The 26,468-nt window shown below is 40.5% G+C and carries 18 protein-coding genes; 10 read left to right on the top strand and 8 right to left on the bottom strand.

Features of this window, described 5'->3' with window-relative positions:
• Positions 1–516: a DUF2975 domain-containing protein gene (locus tag J8M00_RS00915; protein WP_211008502.1), complete on the bottom strand. Its 516-nt coding sequence runs from the start codon at positions 514–516 to the stop codon at positions 1–3.
• 143 nt (positions 517–659) lie between these two features.
• On the opposite strand from J8M00_RS00915, the gene J8M00_RS00920 reads away from it, so the two are divergent.
• Together J8M00_RS00920 and J8M00_RS00925 are read left to right on the top strand one after the other, a co-directional pair.
• Positions 660–2,717: a S9 family peptidase gene (locus tag J8M00_RS00920; RefSeq protein WP_211008503.1), complete on the top strand. Its 2,058-nt coding sequence runs from the start codon at positions 660–662 to the stop codon at positions 2,715–2,717.
• 335 nt (positions 2,718–3,052) lie between these two features.
• On the top strand, positions 3,053–4,573 hold the full coding sequence (locus J8M00_RS00925) for a hypothetical protein (RefSeq protein WP_211008504.1): 1,521 nt from the start codon (positions 3,053–3,055) through the stop codon (positions 4,571–4,573).
• A 59-nt stretch (positions 4,574–4,632) separates the two neighbouring features.
• Here the strand turns inward: J8M00_RS00925 and J8M00_RS00930 are convergent, their stop codons facing one another.
• Positions 4,633–6,291 carry a tannase/feruloyl esterase family alpha/beta hydrolase gene (locus J8M00_RS00930; RefSeq protein ID WP_211008505.1) on the bottom strand — a complete coding sequence of 553 codons (1,659 nt, stop codon included), beginning with the start codon at positions 6,289–6,291 and terminating at the stop codon, positions 4,633–4,635.
• Between the two features lie 224 nt (positions 6,292–6,515).
• Here J8M00_RS00930 and J8M00_RS00935 point away from each other — a divergent pair, with 224 nt between their 5' ends.
• Entirely contained in the window at positions 6,516–6,899 is a 384-nt protein-coding gene (locus J8M00_RS00935) for a hypothetical protein (protein WP_211008506.1), read from the top strand.
• A gap of 132 nt (positions 6,900–7,031) precedes the next feature.
• Here J8M00_RS00935 and J8M00_RS00940 read toward each other — a convergent pair whose 3' ends face one another.
• Positions 7,032–7,172 carry a hypothetical protein gene (locus tag J8M00_RS00940; RefSeq protein WP_023398012.1) on the bottom strand — a complete coding sequence of 47 codons (141 nt, stop codon included), beginning with the start codon at positions 7,170–7,172 and terminating at the stop codon, positions 7,032–7,034.
• Between the two features lie 958 nt (positions 7,173–8,130).
• On the opposite strand from J8M00_RS00940, the gene J8M00_RS00945 reads away from it, so the two are divergent.
• Both J8M00_RS00945 and J8M00_RS00950 read left to right on the top strand, forming a co-directional pair.
• Positions 8,131–9,810 carry a patatin-like phospholipase family protein gene (locus tag J8M00_RS00945; RefSeq protein ID WP_211008507.1) on the top strand — a complete coding sequence of 560 codons (1,680 nt, stop codon included), beginning with the start codon at positions 8,131–8,133 and terminating at the stop codon, positions 9,808–9,810.
• 548 nt (positions 9,811–10,358) lie between these two features.
• On the top strand, positions 10,359–11,216 hold the full coding sequence (locus tag J8M00_RS00950) for a hypothetical protein (protein WP_211008508.1): 858 nt from the start codon (positions 10,359–10,361) through the stop codon (positions 11,214–11,216).
• Between the two features lie 357 nt (positions 11,217–11,573).
• Here J8M00_RS00950 and J8M00_RS00955 read toward each other — a convergent pair whose 3' ends face one another.
• A complete protein-coding gene (locus J8M00_RS00955; RefSeq protein WP_211008509.1) occupies positions 11,574–12,893 on the bottom strand; it encodes a DUF5690 family protein in 1,320 nt (439 codons plus the stop codon).
• A gap of 111 nt (positions 12,894–13,004) precedes the next feature.
• On the bottom strand, positions 13,005–13,718 hold the full coding sequence (locus J8M00_RS00960) for a UTRA domain-containing protein (protein WP_211008510.1): 714 nt from the start codon (positions 13,716–13,718) through the stop codon (positions 13,005–13,007).
• Between the two features lie 207 nt (positions 13,719–13,925).
• On the opposite strand from J8M00_RS00960, the gene J8M00_RS00965 reads away from it, so the two are divergent.
• The 3 genes from J8M00_RS00965 (at position 13,926) to J8M00_RS00975 (ending at position 18,675) form a co-directional block, all read left to right on the top strand.
• Entirely contained in the window at positions 13,926–16,280 is a 2,355-nt protein-coding gene (locus tag J8M00_RS00965) for a TonB-dependent receptor (RefSeq protein ID WP_211008511.1), read from the top strand.
• 332 nt (positions 16,281–16,612) lie between these two features.
• Entirely contained in the window at positions 16,613–17,680 is a 1,068-nt protein-coding gene (locus J8M00_RS00970) for an alkaline phosphatase D family protein (protein WP_211008512.1), read from the top strand.
• Between the two features lie 401 nt (positions 17,681–18,081).
• Positions 18,082–18,675: a pentapeptide repeat-containing protein gene (locus tag J8M00_RS00975; protein ID WP_211008513.1), complete on the top strand. Its 594-nt coding sequence runs from the start codon at positions 18,082–18,084 to the stop codon at positions 18,673–18,675.
• A gap of 195 nt (positions 18,676–18,870) precedes the next feature.
• Here the strand turns inward: J8M00_RS00975 and J8M00_RS00980 are convergent, their stop codons facing one another.
• From J8M00_RS00980 to J8M00_RS28580, 3 genes are all read right to left on the bottom strand, one after another.
• Positions 18,871–19,059: a hypothetical protein gene (locus tag J8M00_RS00980; protein ID WP_211008514.1), complete on the bottom strand. Its 189-nt coding sequence runs from the start codon at positions 19,057–19,059 to the stop codon at positions 18,871–18,873.
• 469 nt (positions 19,060–19,528) lie between these two features.
• Positions 19,529–19,705, bottom strand: coding sequence for a hypothetical protein (locus J8M00_RS00985; protein ID WP_211008515.1), 177 nt, complete (start codon positions 19,703–19,705; stop codon positions 19,529–19,531).
• Positions 19,706–19,847: 142 nt separating this feature from the next.
• Positions 19,848–20,690, bottom strand: coding sequence for a GGDEF domain-containing protein (locus J8M00_RS28580; protein WP_211008516.1), 843 nt, complete (start codon positions 20,688–20,690; stop codon positions 19,848–19,850).
• A 387-nt stretch (positions 20,691–21,077) separates the two neighbouring features.
• Here J8M00_RS28580 and J8M00_RS00995 point away from each other — a divergent pair, with 387 nt between their 5' ends.
• On the top strand, positions 21,078–22,547 hold the full coding sequence (locus J8M00_RS00995; RefSeq protein ID WP_211008517.1) for a PPC domain-containing protein: 1,470 nt from the start codon (positions 21,078–21,080) through the stop codon (positions 22,545–22,547).
• A gap of 2,384 nt (positions 22,548–24,931) precedes the next feature.
• Positions 24,932–26,443, top strand: coding sequence for a S8 family peptidase (locus J8M00_RS01000; protein ID WP_211008518.1), 1,512 nt, complete (start codon positions 24,932–24,934; stop codon positions 26,441–26,443).
• Positions 26,444–26,468 lie beyond the last annotated feature (25 nt).

Consider the following 26,468-nt stretch of genomic DNA (forward strand, 5'->3'; position numbering starts at 1 on the left):
TTAGACAAACTCCTTGTTCTCATCTTCGATTTCTTTTGCTGCTTTGAGCAAGTAGGCCACGATTGCCAATAAACCCAGCGTAATTAGCTCTCCAAAATCAATCGTCAATACGACTTCGGCGTCACCAAATACTGCTCTATGCCAAAATCCGATCCCTAAAGTCAGCGCAATGTAGTAAATGGTTGAGGCAATTTTCAGCAAGATAAAATTAATAAAACAGCGAAAACACTCGTGATTAAAAAACTGCCCTTGCTCAAATAGCGAAAGTAACTTGCATACCCAATAAATGGACGCAACGATAAAAATTAATATCGGTGAGCTCAGTAAAAACAAGACGAGTTGGCTGATGTTCTCAGACTTCCACATCACCATAAACAGTTCACTATCGAAATAATTGACCTGATTATTTACCACAATTTGGTACAAGTTGAATGCCAAAACCAAAAGCGTGATTGCAATAACAGCTAGGCGAATAGCGCCACTTCTTCTCTGAATTTTTTCGATTGTTTGGGACATGAATGCTCCACGGTTTATCTCGTTATCTGAGGTGAATCATATCACACATAAATTAATTTCTGAAAAAAAGTAAAAAATTATCGTTTTACAATAATTTTATTTCATGTAATGATATTTTCAAAGTTACCGAGGAGCACCTAATTATGCAAAAGAATCAATCGCTATTTAAAAGCGCGCTAATCAGCGCAGCAATCAGCTCAAGTTTTTTACTTGCGGGATGTCAATTTACCAATGTGTTTGATCAAACGAATGCTGTTCAAACACAGCAGGCCCAAGAGCTGGTCGAGCTAGAAAGTTTGTTTAGTTCTGAGCAGATCAGCCACGTCTCTTTATCAAATGATGGACAGTGGATAGCTTTCTTACAAATGAACAATGGAGGAAAAAATATTCATCTGGTTCGCCAAGGTGAAGGACTTGCAAGTGCAGTGACACTGACTTCATTTGAAGATGGTGTCGATGGATTCGTGTGGTCAGATAACGACAATGAGATACTGTTTAACAAAGACTTTGAAGGAAATGAAAATGACCAAATATTTACGCTGCGCTTTACGCCAAATAACCTACAAGCTAAACCAGAAGTTACTCGACTGACGCACAATGACGACGTTGATTATACATTCATTGCACAAGTAAAGAACAACCCGAGCAAAATCGCGGTACTGGCAAACCACATTAGTAGTCAAATGGATGTATTCCATGTGGATATTAAAACTCAAGCTGTACAATTGGTGCAAAAAAATGATATTTCGTTTTATACTGCGGAGCTTGACGATAATGGCTATGCGGCTGTCGCTGCAAAGCTTAACCCAGACAATTCGGTTACTGTCTACAAACGAGCTAATGAGGGGTGGTCGAAAGTATTTCAATCGGAGGTTGGCGAAAACGTCAGTGTTATTAGTTACGACCACAGTAATAACCGTGCATTTATTTCTGGCAGTGTCCAAGGCAGAGACAAAAAAGAGCTATTAGAGCTAGATCTTGCCACAAACAAATTAAAAACAGCGCATAAAGATCCGCAAGACCAATCAGATTTACATCATGTTGTCTTTGATAAAAAGGGTCAACCTATGATTGTTTCGTATTATGGTGGACGACTGCGCAATTATCCGATTGATGGTAAATCGTCTAAAACATTGAATAAAATCAAAGGCCATTTAGATGGCGAATTTGATGTTTTAGTTGAAAAAATAGAGCACGATAAAAATCAGTGGTATTTAACAGTGTCTTATGCCAACAAACCGGACGAAAAGTTTGTATATAACACCAGCACAGATACTTTGACTGATTTGCTGAATCAAGCACCGACTTTTGATCCAAACTTGTTGGGCGAAAGGAAGTCTATTACTTACAAAGCAACGGATGGCCTCGAAATTCAAGCCTACTTGACGCTGCCACAACATGCTAAAAAGAATCTGCCTACTATTGTATTGCCCCACGGGGGGCCATGGGCAAGAGATGAATGGGGTTATTCGAGCGATTACTTTGTGCCGATTGCGCACTTCTTTGCAAATCGTGGGTACGCGGTATTGCAGCCAAACTTTAGGAGTTCGACTGGTTTTGGCAAGAAGTTTATTGAGTTGGGCAATCGAAACTGGGGTACAGGTGCCATGCAACAAGATTTGACAGATGGTGTTAACTATTTGGTATCTCAGGGCATTGCGGATAAAAAGCGAGTGGGGATAATGGGCGCGTCTTACGGTGGTTATGCGGCATTGGCGGGAGCGACGTTTACGCCTGATATTTACAGTGCTGTTATATCTTATGTTGGCCCTTCAAGTATCACAGCCATGGTAGAGTCTTTTCCAGAGCATTATAGGCCTTACATGGGAACTGTTTTTGCCAGTGTTGGTGATCCTCTTATCGATTCAGATCGACTAGATATGGAGTCGCGCTCTCCGATTAATTTTGTTGACCAAATAAGGACACCAATTATGTTGATCCAAGGTGCAAATGACCCGAGGATCCCTCAATACCAATCGGATACGATTGCAAAAAAGCTGTATAAAACTAATCGTCCAGTTGAGTATATTTTAGCTAAAGATGAAGGACATGGGTTTAGACAGCAAGACAATAAGCTTGCATCTATCGTTGCTATGGAGGCGTTTTTCGCTAAGCACTTAGGTGGCAATAAATCGGTCTCGGTGAACCCTAAAATTAGTCAGCACTTAACATCGCTTACGGTCGATGTGAGCAAGCTTTAAACAGATTAATATATAAAATGACGCGTACTCAAATTAGAGTGCGCGTATTTTTTGCTGACTACAGCGTGTTTTGCTACGAAAATTGGATATCTAGCTTTATTTATCGAAATTTGTCTTAAATGATTCGTCTAAATTTACCCACCTTTGCTTGTTTCTCACTGTAACACCCTGTAATACTTTTACTTTGGAATGAGGTTTATGCTCAGTTTGGGTCGGAAAACTGAGCTAAGAAAATGAGGGGTGAGCAAACCCGATATGTAATGTGGCTCAATAAACTGTGGGTATAGTATTACAAAGTTATGTGAGTACTCATTTGTGATACAAGGAGCAAGTAAATGAAGAAACAACTATTTAAACCAGCGCTTTGTGCGCTGTATTCAGGGCTAACATTGGCAAGTGTAGTCAGCCATGCTGAAACGAAAATTCCGGCAGATGTCAAACAAACCTGTGTAGTTTCGAAAACAGATCTAAGTCAATGGTTTGCAAAAGGTAATATCTCAAAGAGTGGATTCGTTGATCCTGCTAATAGTTTAAACCCTGTTTTCGGTGATTATTACAACAATAAGCGTTGTGATTTTTATAAATGGGGAGCACAAATGTTTTTGTGGCTTTCCTCTCCTGTAGGGAGTTCTTATGTGTTTGATGGGCCATCATTTTTTGATGTTGTTCAAGTCGGAAGTGATTTTCAGCTTGTCAATAACACCTTGAATAAAGATAACAATAGCTATTCCGTTCGTTCTTTAAAGCAGGACGATCCAATTGGCAGCACAGGTCAAGCTGGAGGTGATGGTGTGCTGCTTTCCCAGCAGGCATCATTGACTTACTATGGGATTAATGTCAACGACGTGTTTGCTTATTACAGAACAGGTCAAGATCAAGGCAAGTTTAAAGGGACTGAAATTGCATATGAATTCCCAAATACAATTCAAGGATTAAGGCGAGTTGAAAACTTTGCAGGCCGCAGGTTTAAAGATGGTCACACTTTAGCGATGGAGATTAAAACATCATGGGTGGATGCCAGTACTGTCGACGCGAGTCGATATTTAGTTATTGATGCAAAGGTCCCTAGTTACGATAGAAAAAGCACAACCAAATGGGCCTTACAAAAAGATGCCATGGTTAAGAGATTGGCTCTTGTAGGTATGCATGTTGTCGGCACTGTGACAGGCCACCCTGAAATGGTTTGGGCGACATTTGAACATTTAGATAACGCGCCAGATCAGAAGTTTTATTATTTAAATGACAAAGGGAAGCTTGTAAAGCAAGGGTTCGACGCTTCTGGTGATTGGACATTTGCGAAAATAAATACAAGGGCCAGTACAGAAATTCAAGAGTTTCAGGTTGTCGCTAAAGAACGCTCTGATAAGCTCAAATGCGGTGTCAATCAAAGATGCAAAAAAGGTGATATCGTTGCAACAGCCAATGTGATTCAAGAGAATAATGTTATCCGGCAGAATCCTTGGGGTAGTGCACCCATTAGTTCGAGCAACAATGTTTTAAGGAGCAATACCGATTTAATCTCATTGAACCATTCAATTTTGCCTTTGCTGAAAGGGGTGGGTGATGTACGTGCGAATTACTTTCAAGTTGGCAGTATTTGGACCGCTACTGGTCAAATTCCTGAAAATGATGAAACCCCAGCAGATCCGAAAGACAATATTTTCCGTGGTTCATTGTCATTATCTAATGCCACGATGGAAACGTTTCATCAGGCTCCACCCCCTCCAAAAAAGAGTGATGGCCCTGTTAATTGCTTTGGATGTCACAATGTTAAGAAGGTTCAAGGAAAACCGAGAGAGGCATTTAAGGTGAGCCATATATTTAGCAACATGCAGCCTCTACATATTGAAAAATAGTTTCTTGCAAGTAATAACAAATAACGACGCATCTGCGTCGTTATTTGTTATTTAATAGATTACTTTAAGAACCCCGGAAGGTAACTGGTCGCTTTATTTGGATCTCCCTTCCCATCATATATTGCTTGCAATGGAAAGGGATAGGCAGGCTGCTCTTTGATCACGTTACCCTGTGAATCTTCTTTTTGCGTCAGCAAGCTATCTGGTACGACACCGCCAATTATCCAAGACTCTAATGCACTGATAGCATCAAATGTGGCGTTACCAGGGCCATCGACACCACAGTGGAGCACGCCGGGCAATAGGAACAACCGGGCAAAATCCCGGACTTTTTGATTGTGGCTTTGCATAAACTCATCAACATCTTCGTACCAATCTATCGTCGCATAGGCTGGAATAGCAGCGTCCGACCAACCGTGTATAACCAACATTTTTCCGCCACGGTCTTTGAATGCTCGTAAGTCTGGATCGTCGGCATCTATCAATTTACTGATTTGGGACAGATTCTCTTTTTCATCTTGATATGAAAAATCACGCCAGTTGTAATCGACATCAAGCGCTGTTGGATAGGCAATATACTTTAAATATTCGGTTGCAGCATAGTAGTGAAAAGGCATCAGCTGCGATAATTGCGGGGCAACCCATCCCATCCATTCAGGTTCAGAGCCGTAAGGTAATCCACCATAAATGATATCCCCCTGAGCATTTTTAGATGGTGCATACAAGGCTTTTACAGCGTCAACTTGTTGCTGGGACAAACACCCACTTACTTGTCCGTGCGGGCAAGTCAGTGTTTGGGGGTCAAAATCGCATAATCTAGGGTCACTGATAATACCGTCCTCTAGCCCATCTTTACCGTCACAGGCTGTCATAACTGCATTGGCTATCAAAGGAATGTCTTGGGGAGATAGAATGGGTTTATCTCTGTGGTTCAAAATAGCACGAGCATTGTCCATACAGTTAATAAGATTGACGTCGGTATAGTTTATCGTTGGGCCTCTGGCAATGACTCCGTCAAAGTCATTCGGGTAGCGTTTGGCTGCCATAACACCTGCATGACCACCTTTTGAGCATCCGGTTATAAACGAATATTGCGGTTGCGCGTGGTAGTATTTTTCAATGATGGCCTTGGCAGCAACTGCAACAACATGATTAGCTCGATAAGCAAAGTCAATTTTGAGCTGTTGATTATTTCTCGCCCATTTACCATCAAAGCCGTATGCAGTGTGGCCTCCGTCATGGCTCATTGTGGCGTAATGTCTAACTATGCCAGCCATGGGAGGGTAGGGGCTGACATCGCCACAAAAGCCCATACAGGCGTTAAGTAAATATTTTTGGTTCCATAATTCACGCGCCGGTAAGCGAAGCTCAAAGCGAATAGTTGGTGTGACGTAACCGCGCACAAGGCAATGGTCTGGCAGCGTTTTATGAAGCTTAGGAATTGGTGCGCCCATAAGCCGGCTGTGCTTATATGCCCATTCGGATTCGCTCGGGCTCATTTCATACCCTTTCACAAAGCGTGACTCAATGACATTGGTTGCTGCTTCTCCGCGTTCCAATTTGGCAAAATCATCAAAGCGTAGTGACATACACGCGCGTTCTTCAGTGCTTATTTGAACATCAGTTTGAACCGCAAATACGTTAATTGAAAACCCACTGAGGCAGGCTAACCCTAGCAAAGGCCAAGTACGACTGATTAAATTAGATATTTTCGACATTCCCATTTATCTCCTTTTAATGGTTTTGCAATTAATAATCATTATCAATTGACTGTCAAATTGTCTTGTATTCACAATCGAAACTCAAGAGTGCCACGTCGTTATTCGTAAATTTATTGATTTAGGCTGTGTAGATTGTATTTAATAGTGACTTTGACAGTTGTGAGAACACACTGAAAGCTTTGCTTGCTGTCTGATAATGTAGAAAGTTTATGGGTGGATCATTGATTGATTTAATTGTGTATTGGGCTTTTATAGCTGCTGCCATCATTCTAATTACATGGCTTGTATGGATATATCGACGAGAAAAGGTGTTTTTAAAAGACGGCAGGTTTTGCAAAAAGTATCAATTTGTCGTTGAAAGTCTAGAAATATCGGAGTTAACTAAAATAAGTTATCACTATCATGCAGTTGTTGGATTTGTTGCTATTTGGGAGTTGGTGGATAGCCGAGGCAATAAGCTAGTTATTGACGGGCGTGCAAAAGGTGTATGGCAGGTCATGTCCGAGTTACAGCACTTTTTGCCTGAATTTACTTTGAAAAATTTTGATAGCGCCTTTGCCAGTGGGGATGTGGTCGAAACAATAGAAATATGGCAACAGCAATAACACAATTCTAAGTGTTTGAGCTGGGAACTTTGTTGCTATCTTTTGAAAAGTATTGGGAGGCACCTAATCCAAATTGAACATGCCCACGCTTTAAAGGGCTTGATAAAGTGCCTTCCTCACCGACTTCTAGTTTTAGCTTTCTTTTGACTCTTTTTCTTTCAGTTTTTTGTCTTGGTCAAAGTGCCACTTAACGGCAAAAAAGCCAGCTATGCCAAGTGCAATGACTTTGACTGCCATAAAAATATAAGGGAAAGAATCTGACCAATGCTCCATCGCACATCTCCATGCTATTACGTATTAATTTCTACAATGAGGAGCGATGCCACAGGGCTGCTTTTTAGTATCCAGTTATGCTTGATTATGTGGAACTCTTACGGCTCCACATCTCGAAGGATGCTAAAACTGAGAACTTTGACAATTTCATGTAGATCTTATTTTCCTTTACTTAGGATTGATACAGATCATAGAAAGTCGCTCACCGCGGTAATATATTCCATTCAGGATCTGCTTGTCAATATAATAATTAGAACATATAGAATGTTTAGTAAATATTGAAAGTTTGTGTTTGTTGCTCATTTTACACAAGTATTTTCTTATGTAATTTTAATTAAGGTGCCGTTGAACTTGGTGACACCGATACTTCAAAGGGGGCTCTGAATTGGCCGCAAGGCTGCGACGCTTAGCTTGGAAAATAGTCTACCCATTATGTGAGCTGATAACTTCATTTTTGTATTGAAAATACACGCCTACCTTGGACTCGTGAATTCATGTGACATCATGGGTGCACTCTTCACCCGTTAAAAAACCAATAGCGCGATAGGTAATAGTAACCATTGCTCGATTTGCTCATTTTTGATACTTGTTCAGTGCTATGGAAAGCCAATCTACAATGATGCACTGTCTTAAAACCTCTTTTGCCACGACGACGTAAAAATAAGTTGATTAGGCCAGATATCCCACTTTCAGAGTTTAACCTTAAAGAGAAAACTTGCTTTATTGGAGACTTTTTCGATTCAGTCTAGGCTATTCAATTGTGGCAGAGTTCATAGCCAAAACGATGTTATTCACCGTAATGGCGGGCCGTTTTACCGAGTGCTAATTTCTAAATTATGTGGAAATACATTAGTGGAGATCAAATCACACTCAACAGTGCGCTTTTGAAGGTGTATGTGGGTAGTCATTGGCTATCTGTGCTTTCTGGCGTACGTCATTGAAATATGGAGATAGAGATATGAGAGATAAGGTATATGGTGTTTTTAATGGTGGCGGCGCAAAAGGCGCAGCCTTTTCTGGCGCAGTTCAGGCAATCGACTCTGAATATGATTGGGCTGGGGTCGCTGGCACATCGGCTGGCGCGATTACGGCTGGACTCCTTGCCGCTGGTTATAGAGGAAATGAGCTTAAAGACGTGGTTGGCAATCTGGACATGATAAAGCTCATGGACATTGCGAAGTTAGAGGATGTTCAACAAGGGGTGACGCGTTGGATAGATTGTTTAAATGTAGATCTAGGCACTCAGCTACTACTAAAAGTCGATCCTCTGATGCTGTGCTCTGAAGAAGAGCTTGCATTCAAGAAAAAGTACCACGCAATATTCAATGAGCTAAGCGAACACCAACAGTCAGCAATCGACCTGCCGATTGAAGTTAATATGAAAACGTATTGGTTTACCAAAATAATAGCCAATCAAATAGCCAAAACGGTTCAAAGCCAATTTGATATTGATGAAGAAGCATTGACCGAAAATATCCATATGCTGTTGTTCTTTAAAGGAACCGGCTATTTTGATAGCCAAGGTGAGCCTGGAAAAAAGGAGGTGCGAGTTGCGCTGCGTGAGCTAATTCTGGGGTTACTAAGGAAAAAAGACCTACCTGAATTTATTCTTGAGAAGTTAGAAAATGAAGGGAACGAAGATAACTTATTGTCTTCTTTTTTAAGCCTGTATTATCACGGTGGCTTGTTTGAAGGTAAGGCATTTATTCACGAGATGGAAACACTCTTACAGAATAAGTTACGCACAGAAGAAAACAAAGACTTAAATAATCCAGTAACTTTTGGTGAGCTGCCGCTAGAGTTGCACGTGATGGCTGCGGACATCTCAGCGAATCGTCTGGTTCGTTTTCCTGAAGACTTGTTGGATTATGGCTATCAGGATAACCCAGAAAAAGAGCATTTTTACATGGACTTCTCAGTGGCTGAAGCGATAAGAGCAAGTATGAGTATTCCGCTTGTTTTTCAAACGGTTTTACTAGAAAACCCACAAACAAATGAACTACACCAGTTAGTCGATGGCGGTATGTTATCTAATTTCCCAGTTGCGTCTTTCATTGACGACGATGATGATATTCCAATTTGTGGTTTTAAGCTTGGGGAAGAGTCACATTTGGTTGCAAGAAGTCAGCGGATATTGCCTTTCATACTGGCTCATGTAAATACCTTAACCGATGCACACGATAAGTTTATGGAACACTATCTGCGTAACAAACTGGTTGTGAATGACATCAGTTTAACAATGCAGATTGATGATCCTGAACTAGTTCAGCAAAAACGTATTAAACTTGCTGAACAAAAGGCTGAGTTGGATAAAGAGATAGCGATCCTTGATTCAGTAAAAAATCAGCTTATCAATAAGTTTAATGCACTGCCACAAGGTGATAGTGATGCGACGCTTTTTAACCAACATATCGATGCGATAGATCAATCAATAAATGAACTGCAAAGTATGCTAGATGAATTGCTAGCAGAGCCTGTGGAAGACAAACAATGTGGCACATTAGATTTTGATTTAACTGAGGCTCAAAAAGCACGGCTGCATGAAAATGGTAAACGTGCAGGTGAGCAAGCACTGTTTAACCTAAAAGTTTTATTAGACGCTCGAAAAGCCAAAGAGCATAGGGTTAACATTGGCTAGTGGCTTCATTTGCTGGCATGGAGTCAATACAGGGGGTTGGGTTTTCGCTAGCCCCCAGCTAGTTCTATAGTACTTAAATCCGCGCTAAACGCTTGAGGCCCGGAGTTGTCTCTGGCGATATTTTGAGATTACCCCATATATTGGGTAGGCTTGTCCATAGACGACTGGAAAAGCTTGTGCGTCTTCAAGCAATAACGCAGAGCAAAGTGACAAGCTTCACAAAACATTTTGTCTAATGGAAAAAACTTCAAGATAGCTGATATACAAGTTTGGAAGGAAGGTTCATCCCTGACTTTTTTGGATAGACTCTCTAATTATTTTCAGTTGTAACGGTTCTTGCTACATCCCCCCACCTCCAACCTGTATAAATTATGAATAATAGGTATTTAAAGCTCTTTTTTAGTAAAAGAAGTTTGTCGTCTGTAGTGTCACGTTATTGATTGTAAATAACTGTTGTCGCTTGTATCTATTCAAGTTTTTCGCTGTTAGTATGCATCCAAGTTAACACTCTACACATAAAATAAACTTCATCGAAAAGGACAATTAGAATGAAAATTAACTTAAGCCGTTTTTTAAAAGTATCAGCATGGATAATTGGCGCTAGTGCTGGATCTGCATTTGCACAGAGTGCTCCGTTATCTTGCTACTGGCAGCTTGATAATCAAAATGAATTGGGCACATGGGAAAGCCAACTTTGCAGCAATCCAGTGGATGCAAGTAAACCAGATATACTAATCGCAAATCGAGTGAATATACCCAGTCATAATCTTTGTACCATAAGTTGGTATGACGGTTATCGAACGGAATTGAAGGGAAGTATTCAGGTCTCAGGATCAAAATCAGCTTGTTATAGTTATTCAGCTACCTTTCAACCGGCACCCCAAACACAGCTTGTTGATGGCATAGAGGAAACACTCTTAGAGTGCAAATGGGAAAAAGGGGAAAGTAACTTTCATCGTTTGTATTGCAAAGATATTAAAGGCCAATTAGTCAACCACCCGGTAGCCACGAAAATACAAGCCAGTGGTTCCAACCAGTGTGCAATGTACTTTAATAGTAGTGCGCTAGACTTGTTTGGTGACGGGAATGCGGTGGTTGAAGCGCCGTCTTCAACCGCGTGTGATACAGATCCTATTTATTTTAGACCTTACCCTAAAAAGCGGATTGTGGACGGGGTTGAAGAGGTGTTACTGCAGTGCGCTTGGCAGGGGGAAGATGAGAGACTGCAAGTTAAATTATGTACTGATGTTGGCGCTTTAGGCAATGACGTTGCGGTCGCTGTAAAAATAAATGGTGTCGTACAGTCGTGGCTATCGACAGCAAATAGAAACCTTAAGAGTGGGCAAATTATTGAGGACCGCGCACTTAATTCATTTAATCCTCCACTATATTTCCAGGTAAATTAAAGGCTCATTTCTATAATGCGGTTTGTGTATGCATTCCGCATTGTGATTGGCGTGTTTTGTATTTAATAACGCTTTAACTCTACTATTTGATTAAATTTAGCCTTTTGTTTTTTTAGCAGTGACAATTAGGGTCTTAAGGGCGAATTAAACTAATTTTTACGTTTTTGTGGTTTTAAAGTTTCTATCATTTTTTGAAAAGTGCGTGATTGAAACAATATCAAATTGGTTGATTAGAACACGATATATATCATTCTGGATTGGTAAGGTTATCAGAATATAGTTCAAAAACCCTATATAATGCTTCCTAGAGCCATTTAATCGAAGCGAGGGTAAACATAAATTATTGGTGAGCTCAGCTTATTTATAGGTTTGAGCTTGTGTAATTTGCACACTGTGTTTAAGGGCTTTTTCTTTGTAAGTAAAGTAACCTAGTGAAATAAGTGTCAATAGCGAGCCTATTGCTCCGGTTAAAACTCCCAGTTCACGCAAAATAGTATTCCAGTCTGAAGCGTTGCTGTTTAAACCGTGATAAACCATCACTGCAACGGTACCTAAATAACCAAATGAATCAGCTAAGTAGGTCAGAAAACCGACATTAGCAGGGCGATTAAACGTTGCGATAAGTCTCTCAAACAAGGTGGTTGTGAATGGTACATACGCTAAGTACAAACCAATGCCATTTAAAATCATCCAGCTGACAGTGCTCAAATTGCTAGCTTGGTATGCAACTGAGCTTAGTAACGTAATTATAAAGCCAATAAAGATCAGTAAGTGGTTGATGATCATAGCAGTGTGGTTACATCTAACGAGCTTTGATAGCGCTATAATCACCAGAACAACTAACGCAATTGGGAGCTCAGTCATAGTAAATAGCGCTGGCGAACCTTCGTGACCGGTTGCTTTGAACACGTCGGCGGCAAAACTATCTCGTAGATCTCGTAAAATAGTTAATAGAATATAGCCGATAATCAACATCGTAAGACCAAAACCCAGCAGTTTTAGCAGTGCTATACGATCGGCTTTAGTCATTGGCACACGGGCGCATCGCGCGGCAATATCATCTTGATTGGGAGGCGGGATTTGGTCGAGCATCCATACTGTGAAGCATAGCAGTGGTAAAAAGAGGGTTGCAGTAACAAATGGCATCCAAAACTCGGTAATACCGAAGTCTAAAATAAGAATACTGGCGAGGCTTTTTACTAAACCGGACGCAATAATTAAACTAGCGCACAGCCCCGCAGCCAATATTTCTGTTACTCTTCGACCTTCCAAATAGCTAAAAATTACCCCCCAAACCATGCCCAAAGGTAGGCCATTCAGCACCATAAACAATGCATTCCATGGCGCAGGTGCAATAGCAAACCCCAGCAGTGCAAGCCAAGCGACTAAAACTAGGAAAATGATGGTTTTGGCACGGCCTTGATTTCGTAGCTCAGAAATCACTTTTATTCCAATGAACTTGGACAGTGCATAGCCCAAGATTTGAGCTGTCAGATATAAGGATTTTAGTGATAAGCCTAGCCAGGTTGCGCTTTGAAATAAGCCCACAGCAACGGGTTTTCTGAACCCATACATAAAGGCATAAGTACTGCACGCAGCAATGATTGTATAGATACAAAATAGTACTGTACTAGAATCAATATGGGTACGAATTTGCTTGCCCAAGTGACTGAACATTAGACACTCTAATTGGTACGCCCCTTTTTGGTATGTACCAATTGGTGGGCTGTTTCGAATTTGGAAAGTGTAAATTGACTTTATGTCAGTTGTTTTACAAAACTCCAAATTCTAAAAATGTAGCTTGGCCTTGTTTTCTATCATTAGTGCATCGTGACGCCAAAATTCACGATCAAACTCAAAAGCTATGCCATCTTTGTCTCTGACGATCCGGGTGACTTTGAGTCCAAGCGCTCCGTCATAGGTATCTAATAATTGTGCGATCGGGTTAAATAAACAGCATGACTCGACTGTCACATCATATAAAACATCGTGTTGATGATAGGTATTCTTGAGTAAAATGCTGATGGACAATGACAAGTCGTGCTTGTCAATATCAGGTAGGTGTTTGTTGCTAAAATTGAGGTTTTCAACGACTACGGCCCTCCCGTCGACTGAGCGTACGCGCAGAATACTTGTCAAACTCGTGCGGGCATCTAACTCAAGTGCTGCGGCTATTTCTTTACAGGGCTTTTGCTTTTTTTGTTCAACTAATTTAGTACTGGGTTGGAACCCTTGAGCAGTAGTGTATTGCAAAAATGAAGTATGTTGCATTGGGTCATATTTCAGTTTGCGTGGACACACAAACCAACCACTGCGGTTTTTTCTATATATTAACCCCATATGTTCAAGTTGCCCAAGGGCTTGGCGCAGTGTAGAACGAGCAACGTCATAGGTCGCACAGAGCTCTCGCTCCGAAGGTAAGCTACCTGTGAGGTGTTGTTCAATGATCTGTTGGCTAATGGCTTCACGCACATGTACATAGGCGAAACAAACGTTGCTCATAAGTTATCAGTTTTTTATCTGTATTTTATTAATTTATTGTTATCACATTACAAAGCACTCAACAAGCCATGTTTATAGATTTAGATATTTTGGTACATACCAATTATTTAAATATTACATAAATCTGTAAAACCATTGTAATGCACTCGCACTAAGATTTCGCCCGTTCGTATTTTTGGTATGTACCAATCACTTTCGGGAATTATAATGAAAACTTTATACTCTACAGGCTCTACAAAAATATCTATGCTCGCAATGGCTGTGGCAACAGCATTGTCGGCTCCTGTGTTGGCAGAAGATGATCAGGCTAAAGCAGATCAACAGATCGAAGAGATCATGGTCGTTGGAAAGAGTGTTTCTTACGCTAATAATGCAACGTCTGAAGAGATGTTTAAACAACAGTCTTCCATGACCAGTGCGATGGCGATGATCGATAATTTGCCTGGTGTACTTATCAACGAAGGTGATACATTTGGCTCTGATGATTGGTCAACAACTGTGTCTATTCGAGGCTTTCAGTTAAGTCTAGATGAACAACAAGTCGGTATTACCATTGACGGTATCTCAAATGGTAACTCGAATTACGGTGGTGGTGCTAAGGCAAACCGTTATATCGACACTGAAAATTTAATGGCTGTAGAAGTTTCTCAAGGTACTGCTGATATCGGTTCACGCTCAAATGAAGCGCTGGGCGGTACCCTAAACTTTACAACTATCAACCCAGGAACGGAAAAAGGCATTGTAGCTAGCCTGTCACTGGCTAATTTTGACGCGCAAAAATACTATATGCGTGTTGAAACAGGCGAGGTTATGGATGATACCTATGGCTGGTTTAGCTATTCAAACTCGAGCAACAGTGACTGGATAACGGGAACTGCCGAGAATAAACGCGATCACTTTGCATCTAAATTTGTCAAAGGCATGGACAGTAATTTAGAGATCACAGCCTACCTTTCGTACGACGACGTGCATGAAGATAACTATCAACGAGTGTCGTTAGAGAGCTTTAAACAGAACCCTGAGTCCGATGGACTAACCGGTGAGTGGACAGGTATTCCTTATATTGATCAAGTGTATCGCCGTGGTTGGTCTACGCTGCGCGAAAACCTATTTGGCTATGTTGAGGTTGACACAATGATCGGTGAGGTTGAGGTAACGGCCAATGCGTATTTCCACAAAAATGAAGGCCGTGGTGACTGGGTACCACCTTATATCGTTGATGTTAATCACGACGGTGCCAATGGCCACAGCGAATTGGTGTCTGGTACGACATATCAAGGCGGCAGTTCATTAGGTAAAATTTATTTTGTAGGTGCTGATGGTAAATCCCTGACGCCAGCCAAAGGATGTGAGAGCTCTATTACTTTCCCTTATGGTGGTGCAGATGCAGAGTATGATCCTAACTGTTACGATTCAAGCGCACGCCCTGTTGGATCATATCGCAACAGCCATTACGAAAAAGAGCGTTTCGGCATAAATGCCGACCTTACGTGGGAAACGCAAATTGGAGAGTACACCAACATAGTACGTGGTGGAATTTGGTACGAAGACTATGAGCGTTCAGAGTACCGAGACTGGCACAAAATCATCGATTCGAAGAGCAGTTTTGATTTTGACCACACACCGTATTGGATCCAGTATGACCGTACTTATCCAGTTACCACAACGATGTTGTACCTTGAAGACTCAGTAGAGATGGAAAGTGTGACAGTGCGCGCTGGCGTTAAAAAGTACTTAGTAGATTTAGACAGCCACGATAAATTCACTAGCGTTGATAAATCGGTAAATTCAGACTCCGACACGCTGTTATCAGCTGGTGCTGTCTGGTATACGCCTGTTGAAGGCTTAGAAGTATTTGCTGGTTACGCGGAAAACTTTGCGGCGATAAAAGATCAGGTGTTAGAAGCGGATGCGTCGGCATTAGGCAATATTGAACCTGAAACAGCTGAAAACATGGACTTGGGTATTCGTTATGACAACCAAGACTTTGATGCGAGTATCACACTTTACAGCATTGATTTTGAAAACCGATTAACATTCGTAGCGCCTGAATCTGCTTCAGGTAATGACTATCTTGTCGGTACTAGTGGCCAGTACATCAACACTGGGGGGATTGAGTCCTCAGGAGTTGAGGCGTCACTGACTTATTACCCCAACCAAGCTCTATCGGTATACCTGTCTTATACCAGCAATGATTCAGAGTACACAGATGGTACGGTAGATATTAAAGCAGGTAATACGGTGTTTGGTTCAGTTGAAGATATGGCTGTGTTGTCTTTAGATTGGCAGTCAGACATATACTCAGCCGGGCTTTCAACCAAATGGATCGGTGAGCGCTGGATGGATGCAGACAATACTCAGCGTATTGACGCTTATGCGGTAAGCGACTTATATATTGCTGTTGACTTAGAAAATTTTGATTCAGCCTTAAAGGGGGCTTCTATCAGACTTACAGTAAACAACTTGTTTGATAAGAGCTACATAGGCAGTGTTGCTGGTGGTTGGGGTGGTTGGATAGGTGCGCCTCGAACTGCTGCAATTAACTTCCAAACACGTTTTTAAAGAGAGTGGGTGTGGTGTTGTAAAACACCACCAATCACAAATCTCAATGTTGTGCAGTTGAAACGGATGTTTTTATTAGTCGATAGGTTTGATTTTGTTGTGTACACCGCGAAAGCACGGACCATGTTACATAACTCGCCTTAAATACTATGCTGCGCAACAAACTTCTGAGCTATACGATAATCCGTGTAGCTCATCTTCTTCTCGATGCCATAGATTATTCGTTCAATTGACGACAATATCTGCTGACTTCTTTATTTTTATGGTAAACAGCTAATGTGTTTGCTGTGGGATATGAAGTTATGAAGCATAAAACCACAAGAAATTTTATAATGATGAATATAAAACGCTTTCTTCACTTTTTTATCTTCGCAATAAGTTGCTTTTCTAGTTGTCTCTACGCGGCTAGCTCATTCGATAAAATTCTTTTTGGGTCATGCAGCCATCAAGATAAAGCGATTCCAATTTTTGACGCCATCAATCAAGAACAAGCTGACCTATTTATATTCTTGGGAGATAATATATACGGCGACACCGAAAACATGAATGAGTTAAAAGCCAAGTATCAAAAGTTGGCGCGCAAACCTGGGTTTCAGGCACTGCGAAAGCGTACTCCTGTCATCGCCATGTGGGACGACCATGACTACGGCGAAAATGATGCAGGAGAAGAGTACCCACTTAAGGAGGAATCGCGACAGATAATGCTGGATTTTTGGCAAGAGCCAAAAGAAAGCCAGAGGCGCACACGTGATTCAGGAATTTATACTTCATACTTGTTTGGAGAAGGTGAGCAAAGTGTTCAAGTTATCATGCCCGATCTACGTTGGAATCGACCACAGCTCAACTCGGTAGGTACATTGAGTTACTGGGTTGGAAGCTTATTCAACAATAAAGGACCTTATAGGCCTGTTGACGATACTACATCTATGCTAGGAGAGCAGCAGTGGCAATGGCTAGAGCAAGAGCTTTTAAAGCCGGCTAAGGTGAAAATAATTTCCTCTAGTTTGCAGTTGATCCCAGATTTTACAGGGTGGGAGAGTTGGGCAAATTTTCCAGCTGATCGAAAAAGGCTATTTGATTTTATAGAAACGCATCAAATAGGTGGTGTGATCATGATAAGTGGTGACACCCACTGGGGTGAACTATCAAAATATCAAACAAAACTGGGTTATCCTTTATGGGAGGTAACGAGCTCAGGGTTAACTCAAAAGTGGAAAGATGTCAGCCCAAATAAACACCGCGTTGGTGAGAGCACGTCGCAAGTGAATTATGGGTTCATTGAAATTGACTGGCAAAAGAGCGACCCTGTTATCCATTTAGGATTAAAAGATATCAAGGGCTATGTTACTCATTCACAAAGCATGCCGTTGTCGTCACTTCAATACAAAGAGAGACTTTGAAAAGGGCAGCGCAAAAATAGCAAGAGTTAGGGGGTATCTGTATGAAATTATTGAGATGATACCTTATTGACTTGCTTCATTTCTCACAGAGAGTATGTTGTGCGCTGGGAATTGAAATATATTCGCGTCAGCGGCATAAATATGATTTTTATGCATTGGCCTATTGAGGTTATGACAGAGCCAAGTGTATTAAAAAGCCATTGTAGCAATGGTCCTATTTTCACACTGGTGAATAGAGTGCAGATAATGTTTACAAATGGACATTGCATCCTTAAATAGTTAGCCACCCAAAAGTGATAACTTATCTCGTCATATCAACGGGTATGATGGTTACTACACTTTGTATCAAATCATACGGAGCTAATTTAAAATTAGACATCATTGAATATGGAGGAAGGACTTTGAGTATTAGTGAAGAGAATGAATACTGGGATACAACCTTTGAACAAGCGGACTTTTCGGGAGAAAAGATAGTTTCAAAGACGTTCGAGGGATGTAAGTTTTTAAGTTGTAACTTTTCTGAGGCGGCTTTTAACCGATGTACTTTTATTGACTGTGAATTTTCAAAATGCAATTTAAGCATGCTATGGCTGGAGTACAGTAAATTCTCTGATGTTGTAATTCGTGATTCAAAAGTAATTGGTGTTGATTGGACTAAAGTTGCGTGGCCTAGGCTTGTATTTAGTTCGCCAATTAAATTTTACGATTGCATGATCAATGATAGCTCGTTCTATGGTTTGTCACTACAGGACTTTGTCTTAGATAGCTGTGTAGCTCGGAATGTTGATTTTAGGGATGGAGATTTTAGTAATGCTCAGTTTTCTCACTCAGATCTGAAAGGGTCCGTATTTTACGACACAAACTTATCTGGAGCAGACTTTTCACATGCAACCGATTTTGATATTGATATATTTAACAATAATCTTAAAAAAGCGAAGTTCGATCGTTTCGAGGCTATTCGGCTGTTGGGGTGTTTAGAGATAGAGCTGGTGTAAAACGAAATTTGAACAGGCGCTTCATAAGGGGTCAGCCATGTGAAGCGTGATGTGGGCAACATAAATAGGGGGCCGTGCTACAGTGTATTTGTGCAGTTGCTCCTGTGCTGATTAACTCAGCCAGTTAAAATGGCAGCAAATTTAAAACCACCACAGTTATCAAGCGTGTTAATTAGCGTTACCCATTAAGAAAGTTTAACAATAGATCATAGTTTCACACTCAATGTGTTGTGATGGGCAACGGCTTGTACCGCAAAAAAGAAGGCCGGAGCAGCCAGAACCATTGGTATATCCACCTGCAACTTGGGCGGTTACTGAGTTTTCCAGTGTACTTTTATCTATGCTCAAAAGTTTGATCTTTTTTTTAGAGATGGCAAGTTTCATTTTATTCTCCTTAATAACTTAATTAACTTATTCTCTAAATAAGGTACTTGGAGATATGGGGTTTGTAAATATGTTAATTTCTAATACGGGGGTCATCCTAACAAAGGAAGTAGCTAGGTTAATATGTTTATGTATAAATACTTAAAACCTTCCTTTACTCCGAAAGCAAGTTTGGCTTTGTTATTTGTTCGATAATTATGAATAGCAGGTTCAAATATGTGATAACTTTAATTTGGAGGGAAGTACTTAGTTACTTGGACTGCATGAGCTTAATTTATTTCTATATATCAATACCTAAAAGGACCTTACCTCCTTCATAGTCCGGTTATAAACCAATACACAGAATATTCTGGAGTCAAATTCTCTTGATTGTTAAACAATAATAAAAATACTGCCAGTTCCATTGAACAGTGACAATGAGTCCGACAGTATTATTTCAAAGTATAAAAAGCGCTAGAGTGTGCTTTTATTACTTAGGTACACAACCTTGCCATCCGCCATATGTATAGCAAATAACAGGGTTTGATGGGCGGCATTGTGGGTAAACTGAGTATTCTCCACCCGCAACTTGTGGTGTTGCATTGTGCGCCAGTTGGTTACTCTCATTTAGTGTTTTTAAATTTTTCTTTTTTAATTGTACTTTCATTTTTTATTTCCTTATTTGAGATAAACTGCCAATTCATGCTATTTACTTGATGACAAAAAGTAAACAAAAAGTTTTTGTTTTCAGGTTTTATTATTCATATTTTAAATTTGTTTAAGAATAAAAGTATGTAAATCAGAAGGTTTCAACTATCTTTTTGTTTTTTCTTTCTTTGGGCTTTATTTTGGTAAAGTGCTTGATCAGCAAGTTCCAATAGTTGCTCTACCGCTGTATCAGCTGTTATTTCGCATACACCAAAGCTCATTCCCAGTGCCACATGCTCAACGGTAAGCTGAGCTGGAACAAGGTTTTGAATGCGAGCAATAAAAGTTTGTGCGGTTTGTGCATCCATACCGGGTATAAGGAGCATAAATTCATCGCCACCTAAGCGAAACAGTTTGTCATTTTTTCGAGTGTACTGACTTATAAGCTTTACAAAATTAACCAACATTTCGTCGCCGACCCCATGCCCCAATTTATCATTCAACGTTTTAAAATTATCTAAATCTATCATGATGATAGAGCAGGTTTGCCCGTAGCGTGTGACACGTTCAGACTCCAGTTCAATGTTTTCAATTAAAGTACGTCTATTCAATGCGCCTGTTAGCGGATCTTTTGTTGCAACGCTTTCTGCGGCATGAATGGCTTCGTTATATGTTTTCACTATCACGGCAGTGAGCAACATGATTAAGCCTGACGACATAGCAGATCTTAACGCGATTTCAATATGTAGATGGATAAAGTTGAGATAGGTAATGATCAGCCAAAAAGTGATATTGGTTAAGCAGGCAATTTTAAATGGAAACACCATAAATACCCCAACTAAAAATGCAGGGAGCCATATCACTGTAATAATCGGAGACTGAAATGAAAAATAAATGAGCGTACTGCCAAGTACGGTGCTCAGTAGTAAACACTTTAAAACGCTCAAGCGGCCTTGAAACAATCGCACTGCTGTGAATAGCAATGCAGCAATAACAATGACCACTGCAATTGCTAAACCATACCTATGATCAAGTGCATAGCGTATTGGGTAATAGATCAGAACAGCTGCTGTAACTATAAATAAATAAGCAGCATAGGTAGGGTATCGGTTAATTAATATGGGTTGTGCTTTGGTGAGCGCGCCAAAGCGTTCTTTTAGTTTGAGAATAAGAATACCTTTCGCAAAGTTACATAGCGCTTTGTATTAAGTGTAAATCACAATTTTGAATCCTCAACATTGTAATGGAAGTAGAACCAAACAAGTAGAGATAAGAGTGTTAATTTATCTTTCAAAAAATGAATAAAATATATTACATATTGTATAAAATTTGTTCTATGTTTTAATTGCTGGCACAGAGCCGTGTCAGTAACTAAAGCAAAGGATACAACAATGAAGGTAAATTTATGGAAGTATGGCGCTGTGTTAGCGGTGTATTGTGCCACAAATCAAGGTGCCGCTTTGGCCGCAAATCTAGACAATGCATGCCAAAATCAAGACCCATTTTTAGGTAGAACAGTTCTAAATGGTCAAACAGTTTGCTTACCAAACAAATCCCGTACTTATTTGAGTATCGGTAACACAAGTAATGTAGATAGCTATGCGATCACAACAGGTTATGGAAGTGGGGATCTTAACTTGTACGCTAAAAATGGCGCTTGGCCAAAGTTAGATGGCAGTGACCCCAGTTCCGTGAAAGCGGGCAATGGCGAATGTATTGTTATTAGCAATCCAAGCAATTACTGGAGTTATATAGCCATTGATGGCGCTAGCGAAGGTGCTTCATTGGTCGTTGACTTGGGGGCAACTTCTTGTCGAACTGTAGACAGTACTACTCCTCCTGATAGAGATGATCGTTATGAGTATGACTATGTGAACTTAAAAGTCTTTCGTTTCCAATTTAGTGATACGCCGTTGGAGTGGGGCACCATGCAGGCGGACTTGGAAAAAACGGTCCAGTACTATACAGAACAATCGTATGGAAAATTTTCGGTTTATTATGATGTATCTGAACCTGTGATCACGATTAACCGTCCCAAGCGAGACTTTGACAATGACTTTTTTGCATGGCGTGCGGCATGGCAAGCTGAAGTGAAAAATCGCGGAGTTGACCCAGATAATCCAGGTAAAGCAACTGTTGTTATGATGGTTGCGCCGCAAGTCGGCAATTTCAACTCGAGCGCAGCACCGCCTTCGATTAGTTTGTACCATCATACTCCTGGCGTTATCGCGCACGAGCTTGGTCACGCACTTGGTCTTAGACATGCAAAAGCGATTGAAGCGGGTGCTGGGCGAGTTATTGGCGATCATGACTATGATAAGGAAAGCCTAAATTATGGAAATGTCTATAGCATGATGGGTATGGGGGCACACTCTTTGCAATCATACAACTTGCTATATAAGCATTATTTTCGTTGGTTAACGGACAGCGATGTGCCTATTATAAATTCTTCGGGTACGTATCGTATTTATGCGTTTGACCATGCTAGAAATGACCTTGGCTATATTGGACTCAGGTTGAAATCTGGAAACGGACTTTATACGTATTGGCTTGAGTATCGTACAACCAACCAAAACTACCCGAATACAAAAGACGGTATTCTAATCAACTTACAGGGTTACTTCGAAAATGAAAAAGATGCTCGTTTTTGGAAAACCACCTCTTATTTACTAGACATGACGCCGGGCTCAAAAACGCCGGGGTGGTGGGGGGATGACCAAACTGATTCTGAGTTAGTAATTGGCAAAAGTTATACCGATCACTGGGGGGGCTTTAGAATTACTCCTACGGCTAAGGGGGGTGTAGACGGGACCGAGCGTGCTTGGATAGATGTAAAAGTAGAACTTCTATCTGGCAATTAGGGTGTCGTATTTTGCGCCGAGTATGAGTAAACAGTTGACTCGCTTGAGTTAAACTCAAAACGGCTACTTGTACTCTTTTCATTGGGGCGGAGTAGCACTTCGTCCTGATTTATGATTAAAGAAGATCCTTGCGATGGTTGGGTTCTACCGATGAGTTTGTTCGAATACTTAGCTGTTGTTGAAAAAGCTGCCCAGATATTAGCGAAAAGCATGACTTATATGGTGATACATTCATAAAGAGCTGTGCAATTGTGGCCGGTGAGGAGCTGGCGTGATTATCAACCTCAAGGTGAATCGAAAGAAGGCTGGTTGCATCCATATTGACCATTTTAGTATGGTATAACGGCATATTATAGTTTGCCCCTCAAATTCAGAGGTGTCTGAATCTCAGCTGTGAGCGCAGCTTAATTGGAACGGTAGGCTGCGAAAAGTCTCGGATAAACAAGTCATTGCTTTATGCTTGAAAAGTGCTACGTGATGTCTATTGAGATGATAAAAACTTCCACATTAAAAACAGTTACGTCATAAGGCGCAGAAACAGAGTTGAAGCTGATGTAAGTCACAAACATCGAGCAAACTCAGGGCGTTAGCTTAGTTATGAAGTCTTATACAATTCGGCATTTCCTTAAAATAGGTTTGGACGACGAAAAATCTATGCATAAATTTATAGAGGCAATGCTCGAACTGCCTTTAGAAGGTCAACTCTTTAAAGTCGCAGGTATGATTGTCCAGTGATGTCATAGATTCAGGTTAAGCAACCAGAATTAGTCAAAAAGCATTGAAAATTTTCTACTGACGTGAAAGGTCGCCTAGTTGTTTTTGTCCAACTCGGTGAGAAAGAAATGGAAAATCCAACAGGTGAGCTAGCTGGCAAAAAAGCCTGAGTGGCATTGACCAGTACGACAACAGATAGCTTCCTAAAGTTTGTAGCACAAACTGCTCAAAGTACGGTGTTAGCAAATAAATCATTGAAGGCATCATGAATTTTAAAGCATTGACCTTGCGTCCTGTGGGTTTGCCCTAGTTTTTATAAGTTAGGAAAGAAATAACGCAGAAGTAAAGTAAGCCACCATTTAGACAAAAGTATTTGCCAGTGAAGAAGCAAAGTTGTTTAGTACCTTTACTTGAGCCTGTGGGGCTTCTGGTAGTTTCATGTGCCAGTTATTGATCATTTCTGCCTGGAAAGGTTGTATAAATGGTCTTTAATTCGGCCTGTAATACGCTCTAAGCGCATATTTAGTAATTACCTTATTAATTTCATAAAGGACCTGTATTGGGTTCGTAGGTGTGTGTTCAGGGAATATATAATGTGATGGGGCTGAGTTTGGTTAGTTAAGCTGAAATATTTATGCTTATTTCCTGATTATTAAGCATATGACAAAATGCGGGGTTTATGTTTAAACTCATAGGTTAATAGTTATACTATTCAAAATAATGATGTTTTATCTATTAAAAGTGGCGTCATTTTTATTCTTTAGCTTTAGTTAGACTTAATCTCTCTTTTTTGGCAGCGAAAAGTGAGCCTAGCTCGCAAAGTTCTATCTAGAATCATTGTGTTAGCCATCTCTCCCAAAGTGTTAATCTCAATTACAGTGGCCAGAGTGACAGCGATGGGCGGTGCGCTGTGTACAATTCATGGCGTTATTACCTCATTTTTATGCCCCCCCACAGGATTACATTATTAACACCAGTGTAATCAAAAACGCACTGATTGTACCTTAAACGGGTCTTGGTGATAACGGTCGCTCGCACTATACCTAATTTGCTCTAAATTTTTAAACCCCAGATTATACAAATTAGGTACAAATTTTTGTAGGAAATCACTGTTAAATAGAGCCAAAAACCTCGCATAGGCTGAATCAAATTATACAACCTATATTGTGGGTATTTTTTTTATAATTATTTGTTATGTATAAATTCATATTCAGAGTAATAAGTTTTATTCAGCATAGTTCACTAACGAATTTTTATCCGCCTATTGTACCCCTTTATTTGGATTTAATTAGCTTTTTTGCAAGGTTATGGAACTTAGATAAAGTAATTGTGGTGATTATTTGTATATTATCATTTTGTGAATGGTGTGTTATTTGATTTGTTTACATTGGTGTTTTTATCCTAGTTCTTGGGTTTTTCCTTTTTTGAACATTAAGTTGCTGATAAATAAGCTAATAAAAAATAATTGTTTTGCAAAATAGGATTGTGTTTGATGTTTTTTTGGACGCTCTTGTTTTTTGTTATTTTGTTTTTTTGTATGTAACTATAGCGTCTCTAAGAGCTGAACGTATGTATGTCTGAAGTTTGATAGTAGTGTGCATTCTATTATTTCTTAGTTTTTTAGTTGATGTGATTTCTAATTAACTTCATTTAAATAATAAGGAAAAATCATGATTAGAAGGAAAGTAACACCGCTTTTATTGAGTCTTGCACTTGGTTCTACAGCCCAAGCAGCAGAATTTTATAGCAACTCAGCTGGTACTAAAGCTGTGAAAGATAGCTATATTGTTGTGTATAATACCCCTTCAACTTTTATTAATGCTGATGTATCAGCAAGAGCTGCATTCACTACTTCTTTGACGTCAAAACTAAGCGCTGAATTAGGTGTCGAAGTTGAGTATCAATATGATAATTTGTCAGGTGTTGCCATCAAAGCAAACTCTGATCAGCTAGTAAAACTACTTTCACACCCTGATGTGAAGTTTGTAGAGCAAAATGCGACATTCACAATCGATCCAAAGATTTCAGATGTTAGTGCACTTCAAAACAACCCGACTTGGGGTCTGGACCGTATCGACCAAAGAGATTTGCCACTTGATAGAAAATATGTTGGTGCAAACAATGGTCAGGGTGTAACTGCTTACGTACTTGATACCGGTATTCAAAACAGCCACAACGATTTTGGTGGCCGCGCTAGAAACGGTTACGATTTCATTGACAACGATGCGACAGCACAAGACTGTAATGGTCACGGTACGCACGTTGCAGGTACTATTGGTGGTACTGAATATGGTGTAGCTAAGGCGGTAGACCTAGTTGGCGTTCGTGTTCTAGATTGCCGAGGTTCAGGTTCATATGCTGGTGTTATCGCTGGTATCGACTGGGTTGCATCAAATGCTAGGGGTCCATCTGTTGCTAACATGAGTTTAGGCGGCGGTAAATCTACAGCAGTTAATAATGCGGTAGAAACGGCAGTTAATCGCGGTGTTACGTTTGTTGTTGCTGCGGGTAACGACAGAGGCGATGCGTGCTCAAAATCACCAGCTAGTGCACCTTCAGCAATTACTGTTGCTTCTACAGATGTCAATGATGCAAGATCAAGCTTCTCAAACTATGGTAAGTGTATCGACGTCTTCGCTCCAGGTTCATCAATCAAATCGGCGTGGATTGGCTCTAATACAGCGACAAGAACAATCAGCGGTACTTCAATGGCATCTCCGCACGTTGCTGGTGTAGCAGCTTTACACCTAGCTAAAACGCCTAATCTAAATCCTGCTCAAGTTACAGCAGCGATCAACAACAATGCATCTGCGAATAAAATCTCTAATGTTGCAGGCTCACCAAACAAGCTAGTTTACGCAAAACTTGATGGTGGCCCTAGTGATGGTCTAGTTGAAGTGGTCAGTGGCAACTCTGGTGACTTTAGAACGTTCGCATTCAATGTGCCAGCAGGTACAACGAAGTTAGTAGCAAGCTTGTCAGGTGGTTCTGGTGATGCTGATTTATATATCAAGCATGGTCAAACACCTTACCCAATCGACAACGATTGCGCTTCTGAAAACCCTGGTACATCAAACGAATCATGTGTTGTTGCCAACCCGGCAAGCGGCACTTGGTACATATCAGCTTATGGTTATAGTGCATTTAACAATGTCACTCTAAAAGCTGATGCTGAAAAATAAACTTTAGTTAAAATCAATTACAAGG

The organism is Pseudoalteromonas luteoviolacea (genome assembly GCF_018100925.1).
Classification (GTDB): Bacteria; Pseudomonadota; Gammaproteobacteria; order Enterobacterales; family Alteromonadaceae; genus Pseudoalteromonas; species Pseudoalteromonas obscura.

What these genes read in the sequence shown, in the direction of transcription:
- J8M00_RS00915 (WP_211008502.1), bottom strand. Translation starts at nt 516, where the DNA reads ATGTCCCAAACAATCGAAAAAATTCAGAGAAGAAGTGGCGCTATTCGC.
- J8M00_RS00920 (WP_211008503.1), top strand. Translation starts at nt 660, where the DNA reads ATGCAAAAGAATCAATCGCTATTTAAAAGCGCGCTAATCAGCGCAGCA.
- J8M00_RS00925 (WP_211008504.1), top strand. Translation starts at nt 3,053, where the DNA reads ATGAAGAAACAACTATTTAAACCAGCGCTTTGTGCGCTGTATTCAGGG.
- J8M00_RS00930 (WP_211008505.1), bottom strand. Translation starts at nt 6,291, where the DNA reads ATGTCGAAAATATCTAATTTAATCAGTCGTACTTGGCCTTTGCTAGGG.
- J8M00_RS00940 (WP_023398012.1), bottom strand. Translation starts at nt 7,172, where the DNA reads ATGGAGCATTGGTCAGATTCTTTCCCTTATATTTTTATGGCAGTCAAA.
- J8M00_RS00945 (WP_211008507.1), top strand. Translation starts at nt 8,131, where the DNA reads ATGAGAGATAAGGTATATGGTGTTTTTAATGGTGGCGGCGCAAAAGGC.
- J8M00_RS00950 (WP_211008508.1), top strand. Translation starts at nt 10,359, where the DNA reads ATGAAAATTAACTTAAGCCGTTTTTTAAAAGTATCAGCATGGATAATT.
- J8M00_RS00955 (WP_211008509.1), bottom strand. Translation starts at nt 12,893, where the DNA reads ATGTTCAGTCACTTGGGCAAGCAAATTCGTACCCATATTGATTCTAGT.
- J8M00_RS00960 (WP_211008510.1), bottom strand. Translation starts at nt 13,718, where the DNA reads ATGAGCAACGTTTGTTTCGCCTATGTACATGTGCGTGAAGCCATTAGC.
- J8M00_RS00965 (WP_211008511.1), top strand. Translation starts at nt 13,926, where the DNA reads ATGAAAACTTTATACTCTACAGGCTCTACAAAAATATCTATGCTCGCA.
- J8M00_RS00970 (WP_211008512.1), top strand. Translation starts at nt 16,613, where the DNA reads ATGATGAATATAAAACGCTTTCTTCACTTTTTTATCTTCGCAATAAGT.
- J8M00_RS00980 (WP_211008514.1), bottom strand. Translation starts at nt 19,059, where the DNA reads ATGAAACTTGCCATCTCTAAAAAAAAGATCAAACTTTTGAGCATAGAT.
- J8M00_RS00985 (WP_211008515.1), bottom strand. Translation starts at nt 19,705, where the DNA reads ATGAAAGTACAATTAAAAAAGAAAAATTTAAAAACACTAAATGAGAGT.
- J8M00_RS00995 (WP_211008517.1), top strand. Translation starts at nt 21,078, where the DNA reads ATGAAGGTAAATTTATGGAAGTATGGCGCTGTGTTAGCGGTGTATTGT.
- J8M00_RS01000 (WP_211008518.1), top strand. Translation starts at nt 24,932, where the DNA reads ATGATTAGAAGGAAAGTAACACCGCTTTTATTGAGTCTTGCACTTGGT.